This is a genomic window from Streptomyces xanthophaeus (assembly GCF_030440515.1).
GTDB lineage: Bacteria > Actinomycetota > Actinomycetes > Streptomycetales > Streptomycetaceae > Streptomyces > Streptomyces kutzneri.
This window is the reverse complement of sequence record NZ_CP076543.1, coordinates 4,694,554-4,709,022: the sequence shown is the minus strand read 5'-3', so window position 1 is coordinate 4,709,022 and position 14,469 is coordinate 4,694,554. Positions and strand designations below refer to the sequence as shown.

Sequence of the window (14,469 nt, the reverse complement as noted above, 5' to 3'; positions counted from 1 at the left end):
CCCCCAGGGCGTGGCCGGCGGAGGGGGCCGGCCACGCCCTGCGGCTGCGGGCTCAGGCCCCCGGCCCCGCCCACAGGCCGTCCGCCGTGAGCCCGAGCAGGTCGATCGCGTTGCCGCGCACGATGCGGTCCACGACGTCCGGTGCGAGGTGGCCCATCTGGGACTCGCCGACCTCGCGGGACTTGGGCCAGGTCGAGTCCGAGTGGGGGTAGTCCGTCTCGTAGAGGACGTTGGCGACGCCGATCGAGTCGAGGTTCTTCAGGCCGAAGGCGTCGTCGAAGAAGCAGCCGAAGACGTGCTCGGCGAAGAGCTCCGACGGCGGGCGCAGCACCTTGTCGGCGACTCCGCCCCAGCCGCGGTTCTCCTCCCAGACCACGTTGGCGCGCTCCAGGATGTACGGGATCCAGCCGATCTGGCCCTCCGCGTACATGATCTTCAGGTTCGGGAAGCGCTCGAACTTGCCGCTCATCAGCCAGTCGACCATCGAGAAGCAGCAGTTGGCGAAGGTGATGGTGGAGCCGACCGCGGGCGGGGCGTCGGCCGAGGTGGACGGCATCCGGGAGGAGGAGCCGATGTGCATGGCGATGACCGTGCCGGTCTCGTTGCACGCCTCCAGGAAGGGGTCCCACTCGTCCGTGTGGATGGAGGGGAGGCCCAGGTGCGGGGGTATCTCGGAGAACGCGACCGCACGCACCCCGCGTGCGGCGTTGCGGCGGACCTCGGCGGCGGCCAGGCGGGCGTCCCAGAGCGGGATCAGGGTGAGGGGGATGAGGCGGCCGCGGGCGTCCGGCCCGCACCACTCCTCCACCATCCAGTCGTTGTAGGCCCGTACGCCGAGGAGACCCAGCTCGCGGTCCTTGGCCTCGGTGAAGGTCTGGCCGCAGAAGCGGGGGAAGGTCGGGAAGCAGAGGGCCGACTGGACGTGGTTGACGTCCATGTCGGCGAGCCGGTCGGGAACCGAGAAGGACCCCGGGCGCATCTGCTCGTAGGTGATGACTTCCAGTTTGATCTCGTCGCGGTCGTACCCGACAGCCGTGTCGAGGCGGGTGAGCGGCCGGTGCAGGTCCTCGTACACCCACCAGTCGCCGATGGGGCCGTCGTCGCCCTCGGCCCCCATCACGGGGGCGAACTTGCCGCCGAGGAACGTCATTTCCTTCAGCGGGGCGCGGACGACGCGGGGGCCGGTCTCGCGGTACCTGGACGGGAGCCGGTCCCGCCAGACGTGGGGGGGCTCAACCGTGTGGTCGTCCACCGAGATGATCTTCGGGAAGGTCTCCATGGCTCATACGGTAGCGCCGATCTGACGAACCGTCAGCTAGTTGGCCGGTGATCGGTCGGACACGGGCTGACGTCCACGCGCGAGACAGGGCAGACTGACCCTTACACCGACGGAAGGCAGGGGGACGACAGATGGACGGCGTACCGGCCATCCCGAGCCCGCGGAAACATCCCGAGGCCCGTACGGCTGCCGTCGTACCCGAAGCCGGTCCGGGGGCGCCCCCCGCACGCGAGACCTCCGCACCCGCGGCCCAGTCCACGGCGGCCCCGGCCCCCACCCGCCCGGCACGGGCCGGGTCCGCCCCGGACCCCGCCGCAGGCGACACCCCGGGCGGCCCAGGTCCGGGCGAGTCCCGCTTCGCCGTCCTCGGCCCCGTCCGCGCCTGGCGCGGCTCCGAGATGCTGCCCTCCGGCACCCCCCAGCAGCGCGCCCTGCTCGCGGTGCTCCTGCTGCGCGACGGCCGCACCGCCACCGCGCCCGAACTCATCGACGCCATCTGGGGCGAGGACCCGCCGCAGCAGGCCCTCGCCACCATCCGTACGTACGCCTCCCGCCTGCGCAAGGTCGTCGCCCCCGGCCTCCTCGTCACCGAGTCCGGCGGCTACGCCGTCCGGCTGCGCTCCGCCGCCACCCTCGACCTCGGCGTCGCCCGCAGCCTCGCCGCCGACGCCGAGGCCGCGCGGGCCGCCGGCGACCGCGCCCTCGCCCGTACGCTCCTGGCCCGCGCCCTCGACCTCTGGGAGGGCGAGCCCCTCGCCGGGGTCCCCGGCCCGCACGCCGAGACCGAGCGCATCCGGCTCGCCGAATGGCGCCTCCAGCTGCTGGAGACCCGCCTCGACCTCGACCTGGAGGTCGGCCACCACGCCGAGGCCGTCTCCGAGCTCACCGCCCTCACCGCCGCCCACCCGCTGCGCGAACGCCTGCGCGAGCTGCTGATGCTCGCCCTCTACCGCAGTGGCCGGCAGGCCGAGGCCCTCGCCGTCTACGCCGACACCCGCCGGCTCCTCGCCGACGAGCTCGGCGTCGACCCCCGTCCCGAACTGGCCGCGCTCCAGCAGCGCATCCTCAATGCCGACGCCGATCTCGCCCGCGCGGAGGACCCGGCCCCGGCCGCCGCGACCGTTCACGTGAGGCCCGCCCAATTGCCTGCGACCGTCCCCGACTTCACCGGCCGCTCCAGCTTCGTCGCCGAGCTCGGCACCATCCTGTCCGGCGGCGCCCTGGACCAGGTCATGGCCGTCTCCGCGCTCGCCGGCATCGGCGGCGTCGGCAAGACCACCCTCGCCGTCCACGTCGCCCATGCCGCCCGCCCGCACTTCCCCGACGGGCAGCTCTACGTCGACCTCCAGGGCACCGAGGCCCGCCCCGCCGAACCGGAGGCCGTCCTCGGTTCCTTCCTGCGCGCCCTCGGCACCCCCGACACGGCCATCCCCGACTCCCCCGCCGAGCGGGCCGCGCTCTACCGCTCCATCCTCGACGGCCGCCGCGTGCTGGTCCTCCTCGACAACGCCCGCGACGCCGCCCAGGTCCGCCCGCTGCTGCCGGGCACCGCCGGCTGCGCGGCCCTCGTCACCAGCCGGGTCCGCATGGCGGGCCTTGCCGGCGCCCATCTCGTCGACCTCGACGTGATGAGCCCCGAGGAGGCCCTCCAGCTCTTCACCCGCATCGTCGGCGAGGAGCGCGTACGCGCCGAACGCCAGGCCGCCCTCGACGTCGTCGGCGCCTGCGGCTTCCTGCCGCTCGCCATCCGCATCGCCGCCTCCCGGCTCGCCGCCCGCCGCACCTGGACCGTCTCCGTCCTGGCCGCCAAGCTCGCCGACGAGCGACGCCGCCTCGACGAGCTCCAGACCGGCGACCTCGCGGTCAAGGCCACGTTCGAGCTCGGCTACGGCCAGCTGGAGCCCGCCCAGCAGCGCGCCTTCCGCCTCCTCGGCCTCGCCGACGGCCCCGACATCTCCCTGTCGGCGGCGGCCGCCGTGCTCGACCTGCCCGAGTACGACACCGAGGACCTCCTCGAGGCTTTAGTCGACTGCTCCCTCCTGGAATCCGCCGCCCCCGGCCGCTACCGCTTCCACGACCTCGTACGCCTCTACGCGCGTGCCTGCGCGGAGCGCGACGAGCAGCCGCCGAGCGGGCGCGAGGCGGCCATGGACCGGCTGCTGGACTTCTACCTGGCCACCGCCTCCGGGGTGTACGCCCTGGAACGCCCCGGCGACCGGCTGCCCGCGCACCTGTCCGACACCCACTACCCCGGGCTGGTCTTCGCCGAACCGCGCGCCGCCCTGGACTGGCTGTACGCCGAGGCCGACCCGCTGCTGGCGTGCGTACGGCAGGCCTCCGTACGGGGCGGCGAATCGCTGGTCCTGCGCCGGGCCGTGGACCTGCTGTGGGCGGCGAAGGACCTCGCCGAGTCCGGGGCCAACTCCCGGCAGTACGAGTCGGCCGCCGTCGCCCTGCGCGACGCCGGCCAGGCCGCGAAGGACCCGTACGCCGAGGGCCGCGCCCGCACCACCCTGACCAACGTCCACCTGGTCGCGGGCCGCTTCGCCGAGGCCGACGACGAGGCCGCCCGGGCCACCGTGCTCGCGCGCGAGGCCGGCGACCCGCTGCCCATGTGCTGGGCCCCCAACGACCGCGGGATCATCGCCCTCTACGAGGGCCGGCACGCGGACGGCGAGCGCTACCTGCTGCAGGCCATCGAGTGCTTCCGCGCCGACGGCAACAACGTCGGCGAGGCCAGCGCCCTGTGCAACCTCTCCCGCATCCACGTGGAGCTGGGCCGCCTGCCCAGCGCCATAGACCTGGCCCAGCAGGGCATCGCCATCTACGACCGGATGGGTCTGAGCCTGCGCCTGGCCAACGGCCGCTACGCGCTGGGCATCGCCCTCACCCAGGCGGGGCGGCTCGGCGAGGCCCTGGCGCAGCTCGCCGAGGCGCTGTCGCTGTTCCACGAGAACCGCCAGCCGCTGTGGGAGGGCGTGACCCACTTCCGGCTCGCCGAGGCCCACCTGGCGGCGCGCCGGCCCACGCTGGCCGCCTCGCACGCCGAGCAGGCCATCGCGCTGCGCGGCATCGGAGGCGAGTGGCGCCGGGCGACGGTCCTGACGGTGCTCGGCAAGGCGCTGCGGCGGCTGGGGCAGCGGGACCGGGCGCGGGCCTGCTGGCGGGACGCGGAGGCCGTGTTCACTCAGCTGAAGTCGACCGAACTGGGCGAGGTACAGGCCTTGTTGGCCTCGGAGATCGCCGCCTGACCTGCGGGGACGCCGGTTGAACGTGGCGTTCATCGTTCGTTTATCGCCGTCCGACACGATAGGTGCATCGACCCGGCGCCTCGGGGGAGCATCCGGGCCGGTTGGTGGACTACCCGTTCGGCGGTCATCGGGGGAATCGCCGAACGGGCCCAGCCCTACCCATCCATCAGGAGAATCGATGACGACGAACGAGAACCTCAAGCCGCTCGACAACCACGCCTCGGGCGTCGAGATCGAGACCCTGGACAACCACGCCTCGGGCATCGAGATCAAGCCTCTGGAGCAGACCGGGACGGACGCAGCCGCTGCGGCTGCGGCTGCCGCCGCGGCCACCGCCGCGGGTGAGGAGATCCAGACGCTGGACAACCACGCGTCCGGTCCGCGCCCGTAGCACGCACAAGACGTACGGGGGATTCCACGGGGGAATCGGGGGAACGGCGGTCGTGGTGGCCCGGAGGGGGAGCCACCGCGACCGCCGTACACGTGCGCCCGGGCCGGAGCCCGGCGGCGGCATAGGCTGGGGGTGTGTTCTCCTCCCACGGGCCGAGCGTCCGCGAACTGGCAGTGCAGGGCCTCTCCTCGGTGGAGCGGGGCTACGACCTCCTCGCGCCGAAGTTCGACCACACCCCCTTCCGTACCCCGGTCCGGATGCTCGACGCCGTCGAGGAGGCCCTCGCCCAGGCGGAGGGCGGCTTCGGGGCCGGCCTGGACGTGTGCTGCGGCACGGGCGCCGGGATCGACATGCTGCGCCGGCTGTGCCGCGACCGGATCACCGGCGTGGACCTCAGCGCGGGCATGCTCGCGGAGGCCGGGCGCGCGTACGCGGAGGACGACCGCGTGGACTTCGTACGGGCCGACGCGCGGGCCCTGCCGCCCGCCCTCGCGGACACGTACGACCTGGCGGTCAGCTTCGGCGCCTTCGGCCACTTCCTGCCGCAGGAGCGGCCCGCGCTCTTCTCGGGGATCCACGCGGCGCTGCGCGAGGGCGGCGTCTTCGCCTTCCCGATCGGCGCCCCGCTGCAGCCCGGATCCCGGGTGTGGTGGGCGACGACGGGCTTCGACGCGGCGATGCGGGTGCGCAACGCGGTGTGGCGTCCCCCGTTCGTCATGTACTACCGCACCTTCCCCCTGGGCCCGGTCCGCGAGGACCTCCGGGCTGCCGGCTTCACGGTGGAAACGCTCCCCCTGGCCCACTTCGGCCACCGCCCGGACGGCACCCCTCACTGGCGCCTGGTCCTGGCCCGCCGCCGGGGGTAGGCGGTCGGCGGTGGGCGGTCGGGGGTGGGCGGTCAGCCGGCGCGGAGGGCGCGTTTGAGGATCTTGCCGCTCGCGTTGCGCGGGAGTTCCGTCACGAACTCCACCGCGCGCGGGACCTTGTAGTTGGCCATCTCGCGGCGGGACCAGGCGATCAGGTCGTCCGCGGTGAGGGTGGAGCCGGGGCGGCGGACCGCGTAGGCCTTGCCGACCTCGCCCAGGCGCGGGTCCGGGATGCCGATCACCGCGACGTCCGCGATGTCCGGGTGGAGGCCGAGGAGCTGCTCGATCTCGGCGGGGTAGGCGTTGAACCCGCCGACGATGAACATGTCCTTGATCCGGTCGGTGATGCGCAGGTTGCCGTCCTCGTCCACGTACCCGACGTCGCCGGTGTGCAGCCAGCCCTCGGGGGTGATGGTCCGGGCGGTCTCCTCGGGGTCCTCGAAGTAGCCCTGCATGACGTGGTAGCCGCGGACCGCGATCTCGCCCACCTGCCCGGTCGGCTGCGGCCGCCCGTCCGCGTCGAGGATCATCACCTCCGTGTCCGGTATGGCCCGCCCGGAGGTGGCGGAGACGGTCTCCGCGGGGTCGCCGCGGCGGCACATGGTGACGATGCCGCTGGCCTCGGAGAGTCCGTACGCCGTGAGGACGGTGGCGATGCGCAGTTCGCCGCGCAGCCGTTCGACGAGCCGCAGCGGGACCACGGCCGCGCCGGTGACGACCAGGCGCAGGGCGGAGAGGTCGTGGTGGTCGCGCTGGGGGTGGTCGAGGAGCGACTGGTGGAGGGTGGGCGGCCCGGGGAGTACGGAGATCCGCTCGGCGGCGACGTTCGCGAGGACGGTGTCCACGTTGAACACGGGCTGCGGGACCATCGTGGCCCCGCGCATCAGGCAGGCGATGATCCCCGCCTTGTAGCCGAAGGTGTGGAAGAAGGGGTTCACGATCAGGTAGCGGTCGCCCTCGCGCAGTCCGGCGAGCTCGCTCCACACGTCGTAGCAGCGCAGGGACTGGGCGTGGGTGATGACCGCGCCCTTGGGGCTGCCGGTGGTGCCGGAGGTGAAGATGATGTCGGAGGGGGACTCGGGGCGGATGGCCTCGGCGCGCTCGCGGACCGCGGCGGCCGGTACGCCGTCCCCGCCCGCCAGGAACTCCTTCCAGGTGCGGAAGGAGTCGGGGGCGTCATCGGCGAGGACGACGACCTCCTCCAGGTGCGGCAGTCCGGGCAGCGGCCCGGTGCCGGGGCCCTCGGCCGCGGCGCGGCGCAGGGAGGCGACGTAGGAGGTGCCGAGGAAGGTGCCGGTGACGAAGAGCAGCCGGGCCCGGCTGCGCTCCAGGACGTACGCGGCCTCCGCGCCCTTGAAACGGGTGTTGAGGGGGACGAGCACCGCGCCGGCCGAGACGGCGCCGAGGGCGCAGACGATCCACTCCAGGGTGTTGGGGGCCCAGACGGCCACCCGGTCGCCGGGCTCGGTCCCGGCGGCGATGCAGGAGGCGGCGGCGCGCTCGACGCGCTCGCCGAGCTGCGCGTAACTGATCCGGGTGCGCCCGTCGACGACGGCCTCGCGGTCGGCGTACTGTGCCGCTGCCGCCCGGACGAGCTGCGCGATGCTGCCCCAGCGCAGATCCCCGCGTACGTCCTCGCGTACGTCCTCGCGCCCGTCGTCGCCCATGCGTGCCGCCTTCCCGCAGACCCAGTAGCTGACTATCCGTCAGATTAGCTGTAGCCTTCGCGGCTGTCAGTACTGGCGCACCCCGGAGGTGGCGATGGCGGCAACGCTCAAGGACGCGACGGCGATAGTCGGCATCGGGCAGACCGCCTTCGCCAGACAACTGCCGCAGTCCGAAAAGGAACTGGCCTGCCGGGCCATCCTCGCGGCCCTCGCCGACGCCGGCATCGAACCGTCCGAGGTCGACGCCTTCGCCTCCTACACCATGGAGGAGACCGACGAGGTCGAGGTCGCCAAGGCCATCGGCGCCGGCGACGTCACCTTCTTCTCCAAGGTCGGCTACGGCGGAGGCGGTTCCTGCGCCACCGTCGGCCATCTCGCCTCCGCCGTCGCCACCGGCCAGGCCACCGTCGGCGTCGCCTGGCGCTCCCGCAAACGCGGCTCGGGCCCCCGCCCCTGGAAGAACACCGCCGTCCAGCTGCCCACCCCCGGCCAGTGGACCAGACCCTTCGGCCTGCTGCGCCCCGCCGACGAGATCGGCATGCTCGCCCGCCGCTACATGCACGAGTACGGCGCCACCCGCGACCACCTCTTCAACGTCGCCATGGCCTGCCGCAACCGGGCCAACGCCAACCCGGCGGCGATGATGTACGAGCGACCGCTGACCCGCGAGATGTACATGACCTCCCGCATGATCAGCGACCCGCTCTGCCTCTTCGACAACTGCCTGGAGACCGACGGGGCACTGGCCTGCGTGATCGTCTCCGCCGAGCGCGCCCGCGACTGCCGCCAGAAACCCGTCTACGTCCACTCCGTCGCCCAGGGCCTGCCCGCCCAGCACCACGGCATGGTCAACTACTGGAACGACGACCCGCTGTCCGGCCCCGCCTGGACCGCCGCCCGCCACCTGTGGAAGCAGGCCGACTTCGGGCCCCAGGACGTGGATGTCGCCCAGATCTACGACGCCTTCACCCCGCTGATCCCGCTCTCCCTGGAGGGCTACGGCTTCTGCGGCCGCGGCGAGGGAGCCGCCTTCACCGAGGGCGGCGCCCTGGAGATGGGCGGCCGGCTCCCCATCAACACCGGGGGCGGCGGCCTGTCCGAGGCGTACGTGCACGGCTTCAACCTGATCAACGAGGGCGTCAAGCAGCTGCGCGGCGTCTCCACCGCCCAGGTGCCCGACGCCGCGACCTGCCTGGTGACCGCCGGCGAAGGAGTCCCGACGTCCGCGATCCTGCTGAGGAGCTGACCCGATGACCACCGCATCCGAAGCCGCCGCCGAGGCCGCGGCCGAACTGCTCCTGCCCGTCCCCGACGAGGACGGCGCGCCCTTCTGGGAGTACGCCGCCCGGGGCGAACTCCGCGTCCAGGCCTGCGCCACCTGCGGCCGGCTGCGCTTCCCGCCCCGCCCCTGCTGCCCGCACTGTCGGTCCTTCGACAGCGAGTGGCGCCGGATGAGCGGCCGCGGCCGGATCTGGTCCTACGTCCGGCCGCACCCGCCGCTGCTGCCCGCGTACGCCGCGCAGGCCCCGTACAACGTGATCCTCGTGGAGCTCGCCGACGCCCCGCACATCCGGCTCGCCGGGAACCTGGTGACCTCGGCCGACGCCCCGCTCGACTCGGTGGACCCGGCCCGGCTGCGGATCGGCGCCCGGGTGCACGTGGTCTTCACCGAGACGGGCGGCATGGCCGTGCCCCGCTGGGTCCTGGAGAAGTCATGACCGTACGGGTGGAACGGGACAAGGCGACCGGCGTCGCCGTCGTCACCCTGGACCGGGAGCACCGGCACAACGCCATCGACCTGGAGACCGCCGCCGAACTGAGCGCGGTATGGCGGGAGTTCCGGTTCGCCGAGGAGGTACGGGCGGTCGTGCTGACCGGCGCCGGAGCGGCCGCCTTCTGCACCGGCATCGACCGCGGCGTCGACGTGCCTCAGCCGGCCTCCCCGTACTCGGCCGACGACCCGCTGATCGCCATCGGCCCCAAGGCGGGCGACCTGTGGAAGCCGGTCGTCGCCGCCGTCAACGGCATGGCCTGCGGCGGAGCCTTCTACCTGCTGGGCGAGGCGGAGTTCCTCATCGCCTCCGAGACCGCCACCTTCTTCGACCCGCACACCAGCTACGGGATGGTCAGCGCCTACGAGGCCGTCTACATGGCACAGCGGATGCCCTTCGGGGAAGCCGCCCGGATGTCCCTGATGGGCACGGCCGAGCGGCTCTCCGCGCGCCGGGCCCACACGATCGGCCTGGTCTCGGAACTGACCGCGCCCGGGGAGCTGCTCCCGGCGGCCCTGCGGGCGGCGGAGACCCTGGCCGGCTTCCCCACGGAGGCCGTGCAGGGCACCGTACGGGCCCTGTGGTCGGCGAAGCAGGCCGCGCTCCAGCAGGCCCTGGCGCAGGCTCCGGCGCTGATCGCGCTGGGGAACCTGGCGCCGGAGCGGCAGGCGGAGCTGTTCGGCTCGCGGCGGCCCGGTACGGAGTTCAGGCTGCGCTGAGGGCAGGCCTCAGGGCTTGCGCGTGGACTTCGGGGTGGACTTCTTCGGGGTGGACCCGGGCGTGGGCGTGGAGCCGCCCGAGGTGGTCCTGGCCGGGCCCGGCGTCCTGGTGCCGGACGATTCGCGGGGCGGGCCGATCCGGCACGTCGTGACCTCGGCCGCACGGGAGGGCTCCGCCAGCGCGACCTCGACCGTACGGGTCTCGCGGGCCTCCAGGGTCGCCTCGACCTCGGTCGACTCGATGACGGCGCCGTTCGCGCCCTCCCGGTACAGGTTCACCGCGAAGGTCGCCTTGCGGTCCACGTTCGAGGTGAACCTGACCGTGGTGACCGGCGGGGTGGCGCCGACGCAGGTGACCACGACCGCCGTGGCCGGGGCGCCGCTCGCGCTCGCGGAGGGCGACGCGGTGGCCGTGCCGTTGTCGTCGCCGCTGCCGTGGCTCTTCTTCTTGCTCTTGGAGCTGGAGCAGCCGCCACCACTGCTACTGCTGCTCTTGCTCTTGCCGCTGCTCCCGCTGCTCCCGCTGCTGCTGCTCCCGCCGTGCGACGAGAAGCCGGTCAGCGCGAGCACGACCCCCACCAGCACAGCGGTGAACCTGATACGACGCCCAGCCACCATGGCCCGAACCCCTCCCCCTGGGACAACGGCGGGTCACGCTACCAGCCGGGGCGCGCCACGTAAGAGAAACATAAGGACCACGGGAAGGATCATCGCCCGCCGGAACGGTCCGGGGTGCGGGCCACGGGGCCCGGGCGTAGCGTCGGGAGCGAGATCCCTATCCCGGAGGGCCGGGCATGCTCCGCAACGCACTCGGCTCCCTGATGGGTCTGATCGGAGCGGCGGCCGCCGTCTGGAGCCCCTTCCGTGCCTGGTACGACGGCCGTCACGGACGCGACTACGGCGTCCAGGAGCTCTTCACCTCCGCCGGGATCACCGGCCACCATCCCACCCTGCTGGCCTCGATCCTGCTCCCGTACCTCTTCGCCGCGATCCTCACGCTGTGCGCGGTGCTGCTCCGCTCGCGGCTGCTGATGGCGCTGGCGGGACTGGTCGTACTCGGCTTCACGATCCTGTGGATGGTCCGCCAGGGCCAGGCCGTGGGCAGCCTCTCGGTGGGCGGCGACGGCCGGGGCCTCGGTGACGGCCTCGCCAACGCCCTCGGCGCGGGTGCGCTGATCCTCCTGGGCGCAGCGGTCATGCGCGGCCGCCCCACCCCGCGCACCCGCCCCCTCCCCCCGACGACGCCCGTTCCCGGCTGACCCCGGAAACGGCGGCGGCCCCGGCCCCCCGGAGGGGGCGGGGCCGACCGGCCGGACAGGCGGGTGGGAATCAGGCGGCGTCGACGACGCCGGAGGCCGCGATCTCGACCTTGCCCTTGGGGGCGCCGGACTGGGAGCCCAGGGCCTCGATCTGGTCCACGAGCTCCTGGCCCGAGACGACCTCGCCGAAGACGACGTGCTTGCCGTCGAGCCACGAGGTGACGACCGTGGTGATGAAGAACTGCGAGCCGTTGGTGTTGCGGCCGGCGTTCGCCATCGACAGCAGGTACGGGCGGTCGTGCTTCAGCTGGAAGTTCTCGTCCTCGAACTTCTCGCCGTAGATGCTCTTGCCACCGGTGCCGTTGTGGTTGGTGAAGTCACCGCCCTGCAGCATGAACTGGGGGATGACGCGGTGGAAGCCCGAGCCGGCGTAGCCGTAGCCGTTCTGGCCGGTGGCCAGCTCACGGAAGTTGCGCGCCGTCTTCGGGACGACGTCGTCGAAGAGGTTGAAGACGATGCGGCCGGCGGGGGCGCCGTTGATGGTGATGTCGAAGTAGACGTTGCTCATGGGGTCCATCCTGTCACTCCCGGTGCGGTGCGCTACCCGGCGGGGCCGCAGCCCCGCCTCCGGGCAGGTCAACCGCTCGTACGGGTGCCCGTACCCTTCGCCGCGTCCAGGGCGTACACGCAGCGGTCCTTGCTGCATGCGTAGACCACGCCCGCCTCCGCCACCGGGGCGCCCGTGATCTCGCCGCCCGTGGCCAGCTTCCAGCGCAGCTGGCCACCCGCCGCGTCCAGGGTGTACAGGCAGTGGTCGGCCGAACCGAAGTGCACCCGGCCGTCCGCGACCGCCGGCAGGCCGGTGATCTCGCCGCCCGCCGCGAACCGCCACTTCGGGGTGCCGGTGACCGCGTCGAGCGTGTACAGCGCGCTGCCCGCGCCCAGGTGGACGTTGCCGTTCGCGACCACCACCGGGTCCGGGGACTGCCGTCCCTCGGTCGCGATCCGCCAGCGGTCCTGGCCGGTGGCCGCGTCGAGGGCGTAGACCGTGCCCAGGTAGTCGACGAGGTAGACCCCGCCACCCGTGACGGCCGCGCCCGGCGCGAAGGCCGGGGGCGCCAGGAAGACCGCGGGGGCCTCGAAGTGCCAGCGGACCCGGCCCGAGGCCCGGTCCACCGAGATGACCCGGGTACCGGCCGCGACATAGACATTGCCGTCCGGGGCCGGAGTGACCCGCACCGGCACGTTCCCGCAGGAGGCCGCGTCACCGATCGGGTAGGACCAGGACTCGCGGCCGGTACGGGCGTCCAGGGCCCGCAGCCGGGCGTCCTGCCACACGTACACCGTGCCGTCGTGCAGGACGGGGGCCGCCTCCGGGGTCTCGAAGTCGCTCTGCGCGCCGGTCAGCTCCCACAGCTTGTGGCCGTTGGAGGCCTCCCGGCCCTGGACACCGCCGCCGCGGGTGGCGGTGACGACCGTGCCGCGCTCGGCACGCAGCGCGTACACCCAGGCGTCGGCGGACAGCCGCCACCGCTCGGAACCGTCGCCGGCGTCCAGCGCGAAGAGGGAGGGGCCGTCGGAGGCGTGGATCCGGCCGTCGGCGACCGCCATGGACCAGGCGACGTCACGGGTCTTGAACTGGCGGCGGCCGCTCGCCACGTCCAGCGCGTGGACCTCGAAGGAGGTCACGTAGAGCAGGTTCCCGGCGACGGTCGGGGTGCCCCAGACCTCGTTGGACATACGGAAGCGCCACGGCCGCCAGCGGCCGCTGTCCGGGGCCGGAGCGGGGCTCGGTACGGGCTGCACCGCCGAGGGGGTGGCCACCGACCCGCCGGGCGGGCGGATCCAGCCGGTCGCCGAGTCCGCGGCGGCGGAGGAGGCGTGCGCGGCCGGGGCGGCGGCGCTCGCGCGCGGCCCGGGCCCGATCGGCACCGGCGAGCCGCCCAGGCGCACCGGCTCGCCCGAAGGCACCGGGGACATCGGCGGGTGGTGCGGGCGCTGCGGGACGGCCTGGCCGGTCCGCGGGTCCACCCAGGAGTCGGCCCCGCGCGGGCGGCGGTGCGTGACGGCCTCGGAGGCCGGACCGCGGCCCCCGGAGCCCGGGCCGGGCGCCGGCACCACGGGGACGGGCGCGGGCGGCGTACGGTGCCCCGCGCGCCGGGCCTCGATCATCGCGACGGCCCGGGCGGGCAGCCACGCCGAGGCGGTGCCGCTGTCGTCACCGCCGTCGAACAGGTGCGGGGCGAGCTGCGCCTGCAGGTCGGCCGGGGTGGGCCGGAGCGTGGCGTCCATCTGCATGCACGAGTCGATCAGCGGCCGCAGCTCGGGCGGGAGCCCCTCCAGGTTGGGGCCCTCGCGCAGCAGCATGAAGACCGTCTCCACCGGGTTCGCCCCGTGGTACGGCGGGTGCCCGGTCGCGGCGAAGACGAGGGTGGAGCCGAGCGAGAAGACGTCGCTGGCGCCCTTGACGCTGCGCGAGTCCTTGGCCTGCTCGGGCGACATGTAGGCAGGCGTGCCGACGGCGACGTTCGTCATGGTCAGCCGGGTGTTGGAGACCCCGCTCGCGATACCGAAGTCGATCACGCGCGGGCCGTCCTCGACGACGAGCACGTTGGACGGCTTCAGGTCGCGGTGGACCAGGCCGGCGCCGTGGATGGACTGCAGGGCCTCGGCGATACCGGCCGCGAGCCACCGCACGGCCTGGGCGGGCATGGGCCCGCACTCGTTGACGATCTCCTCCAGGGAGGGCGCCGGGACGTAGGCGGTCGCCAACCACGGCACGGCGGCGCGCGGGTCGGCGTCGACCACGGCCGCGGTGTAGAAGCCGGACACGGCCCGGGCCGCCTCCACCTCGCGGGTGAAGCGGACGCGGAAGAGCTGGTCCTCGGCGAGCTCGGTGCGCACCGTCTTGATCGCGACCCGCCGTCCGGACGCGGACCGCGCGAGATAGACCAGCCCCATGCCGCCGGCGCCGAGCCGTCCCAGCACCTCGAAGGGGCCGATCCGTCTCGGGTCGTGCTGCGTCAGCTGCTCCACCACTCGCCTCCACACCTCCCCGTACGGGCCACTCAGCGGGCCCGCTTCCACCGGCACGGGGCCCTGCCCCGTGCAGCGTCTCACTCCGGGCGCCGCCCGGGTCGAGCAACCCCGATTCTGTCAGGCCCGGACCCGGTCCGGCCCCGGCACGTCGAGCCGGGCGGTGTGATCTGCTCGGCGATCCTCCCGGGACGGGGGCGCCACGGGCCGTGCGGCCCGGTGGGCGGGG

General features: G+C 73.7%; 12 protein-coding genes. 7 read left to right on the top strand and 5 right to left on the bottom strand.

Features of this window, described 5'->3' with window-relative positions; genetic code table 11:
- Nucleotides 1–52: 52 nt before the first annotated feature.
- Complete coding sequence (locus tag KO717_RS20900) at nucleotides 53–1,279, bottom strand: amidohydrolase family protein (protein ID WP_301370181.1); 1,227 nt, start codon at nucleotides 1,277–1,279, stop codon at nucleotides 53–55.
- A gap of 131 nt (nucleotides 1,280–1,410) precedes the next feature.
- Between KO717_RS20900 and KO717_RS20895 the strand changes: the two genes are divergently transcribed.
- From KO717_RS20895 to KO717_RS20885, 3 genes are all read left to right on the top strand, one after another.
- Nucleotides 1,411–4,530: an AfsR/SARP family transcriptional regulator gene (locus KO717_RS20895; protein ID WP_301370179.1), complete on the top strand. Its 3,120-nt coding sequence runs from the start codon at nucleotides 1,411–1,413 to the stop codon at nucleotides 4,528–4,530.
- A gap of 178 nt (nucleotides 4,531–4,708) precedes the next feature.
- The gene (locus tag KO717_RS20890; protein ID WP_301370177.1) at nucleotides 4,709–4,921 is read left to right on the top strand and encodes a hypothetical protein; all 213 of its coding nucleotides are present in this window, start codon (nucleotides 4,709–4,711) and stop codon (nucleotides 4,919–4,921) included.
- Nucleotides 4,922–5,055: 134 nt separating this feature from the next.
- Nucleotides 5,056–5,787, top strand: a complete 732-nt coding sequence (locus KO717_RS20885) for a class I SAM-dependent methyltransferase (protein WP_301370175.1) — start codon at nucleotides 5,056–5,058, stop codon at nucleotides 5,785–5,787.
- Nucleotides 5,788–5,819: 32 nt separating this feature from the next.
- Here the strand turns inward: KO717_RS20885 and KO717_RS20880 are convergent, their stop codons facing one another.
- Nucleotides 5,820–7,454 carry a FadD3 family acyl-CoA ligase gene (locus KO717_RS20880; RefSeq protein WP_301370173.1) on the bottom strand — a complete coding sequence of 545 codons (1,635 nt, stop codon included), beginning with the start codon at nucleotides 7,452–7,454 and terminating at the stop codon, nucleotides 5,820–5,822.
- 94 nt (nucleotides 7,455–7,548) lie between these two features.
- Between KO717_RS20880 and KO717_RS20875 the strand changes: the two genes are divergently transcribed.
- The 3 genes from KO717_RS20875 to KO717_RS20865 are packed head-to-tail and all read left to right on the top strand — an operon-like array spanning nucleotide 7,549 to nucleotide 9,945.
- Entirely contained in the window at nucleotides 7,549–8,700 is a 1,152-nt protein-coding gene (locus tag KO717_RS20875; RefSeq protein WP_301370171.1) for a lipid-transfer protein, read from the top strand.
- A 4-nt stretch (nucleotides 8,701–8,704) separates the two neighbouring features.
- Nucleotides 8,705–9,172: a Zn-ribbon domain-containing OB-fold protein gene (locus tag KO717_RS20870; protein ID WP_301370169.1), complete on the top strand. Its 468-nt coding sequence runs from the start codon at nucleotides 8,705–8,707 to the stop codon at nucleotides 9,170–9,172.
- The gene (locus tag KO717_RS20865) at nucleotides 9,169–9,945 is read left to right on the top strand and encodes an enoyl-CoA hydratase/isomerase family protein (RefSeq protein WP_301370168.1); all 777 of its coding nucleotides are present in this window, start codon (nucleotides 9,169–9,171) and stop codon (nucleotides 9,943–9,945) included. The genes KO717_RS20870 and KO717_RS20865 overlap by 4 nt, the downstream gene beginning before the upstream one ends.
- Before the next feature lie 9 nt (nucleotides 9,946–9,954).
- Here KO717_RS20865 and KO717_RS20860 read toward each other — a convergent pair whose 3' ends face one another.
- The gene (locus KO717_RS20860; RefSeq protein WP_301370166.1) at nucleotides 9,955–10,563 is read right to left on the bottom strand and encodes a hypothetical protein; all 609 of its coding nucleotides are present in this window, start codon (nucleotides 10,561–10,563) and stop codon (nucleotides 9,955–9,957) included.
- Nucleotides 10,564–10,739: 176 nt separating this feature from the next.
- Between KO717_RS20860 and KO717_RS20855 the strand changes: the two genes are divergently transcribed.
- Complete coding sequence (locus KO717_RS20855; protein ID WP_301370164.1) at nucleotides 10,740–11,204, top strand: hypothetical protein; 465 nt, start codon at nucleotides 10,740–10,742, stop codon at nucleotides 11,202–11,204.
- Nucleotides 11,205–11,274: 70 nt separating this feature from the next.
- On the opposite strand, the gene KO717_RS20850 is transcribed toward KO717_RS20855, so the two are convergent.
- Nucleotides 11,275–11,772, bottom strand: a complete 498-nt coding sequence (locus KO717_RS20850; protein WP_189735226.1) for a peptidylprolyl isomerase — start codon at nucleotides 11,770–11,772, stop codon at nucleotides 11,275–11,277.
- Nucleotides 11,773–11,840: 68 nt separating this feature from the next.
- Nucleotides 11,841–14,243 (bottom strand): serine/threonine-protein kinase, encoded by a 2,403-nt coding sequence (locus KO717_RS20845; protein ID WP_301370162.1) that lies wholly within the window; start codon nucleotides 14,241–14,243, stop codon nucleotides 11,841–11,843.
- Nucleotides 14,244–14,469: the final 226 nt, after the last annotated feature.

What these genes read in the sequence shown, in the direction of transcription:
- KO717_RS20855 (WP_301370164.1), top strand. Translation starts at nt 10,740, where the DNA reads ATGCTCCGCAACGCACTCGGCTCCCTGATGGGTCTGATCGGAGCGGCG.
- KO717_RS20860 (WP_301370166.1), bottom strand. Translation starts at nt 10,563, where the DNA reads ATGGTGGCTGGGCGTCGTATCAGGTTCACCGCTGTGCTGGTGGGGGTC.
- KO717_RS20850 (WP_189735226.1), bottom strand. Translation starts at nt 11,772, where the DNA reads ATGAGCAACGTCTACTTCGACATCACCATCAACGGCGCCCCCGCCGGC.
- KO717_RS20870 (WP_301370169.1), top strand. Translation starts at nt 8,705, where the DNA reads ATGACCACCGCATCCGAAGCCGCCGCCGAGGCCGCGGCCGAACTGCTC.
- KO717_RS20880 (WP_301370173.1), bottom strand. Translation starts at nt 7,454, where the DNA reads ATGGGCGACGACGGGCGCGAGGACGTACGCGAGGACGTACGCGGGGAT.
- KO717_RS20895 (WP_301370179.1), top strand. Translation starts at nt 1,411, where the DNA reads ATGGACGGCGTACCGGCCATCCCGAGCCCGCGGAAACATCCCGAGGCC.
- KO717_RS20875 (WP_301370171.1), top strand. Translation starts at nt 7,549, where the DNA reads ATGGCGGCAACGCTCAAGGACGCGACGGCGATAGTCGGCATCGGGCAG.
- KO717_RS20890 (WP_301370177.1), top strand. Translation starts at nt 4,709, where the DNA reads ATGACGACGAACGAGAACCTCAAGCCGCTCGACAACCACGCCTCGGGC.
- KO717_RS20900 (WP_301370181.1), bottom strand. Translation starts at nt 1,279, where the DNA reads ATGGAGACCTTCCCGAAGATCATCTCGGTGGACGACCACACGGTTGAG.
- KO717_RS20865 (WP_301370168.1), top strand. Translation starts at nt 9,169, where the DNA reads ATGACCGTACGGGTGGAACGGGACAAGGCGACCGGCGTCGCCGTCGTC.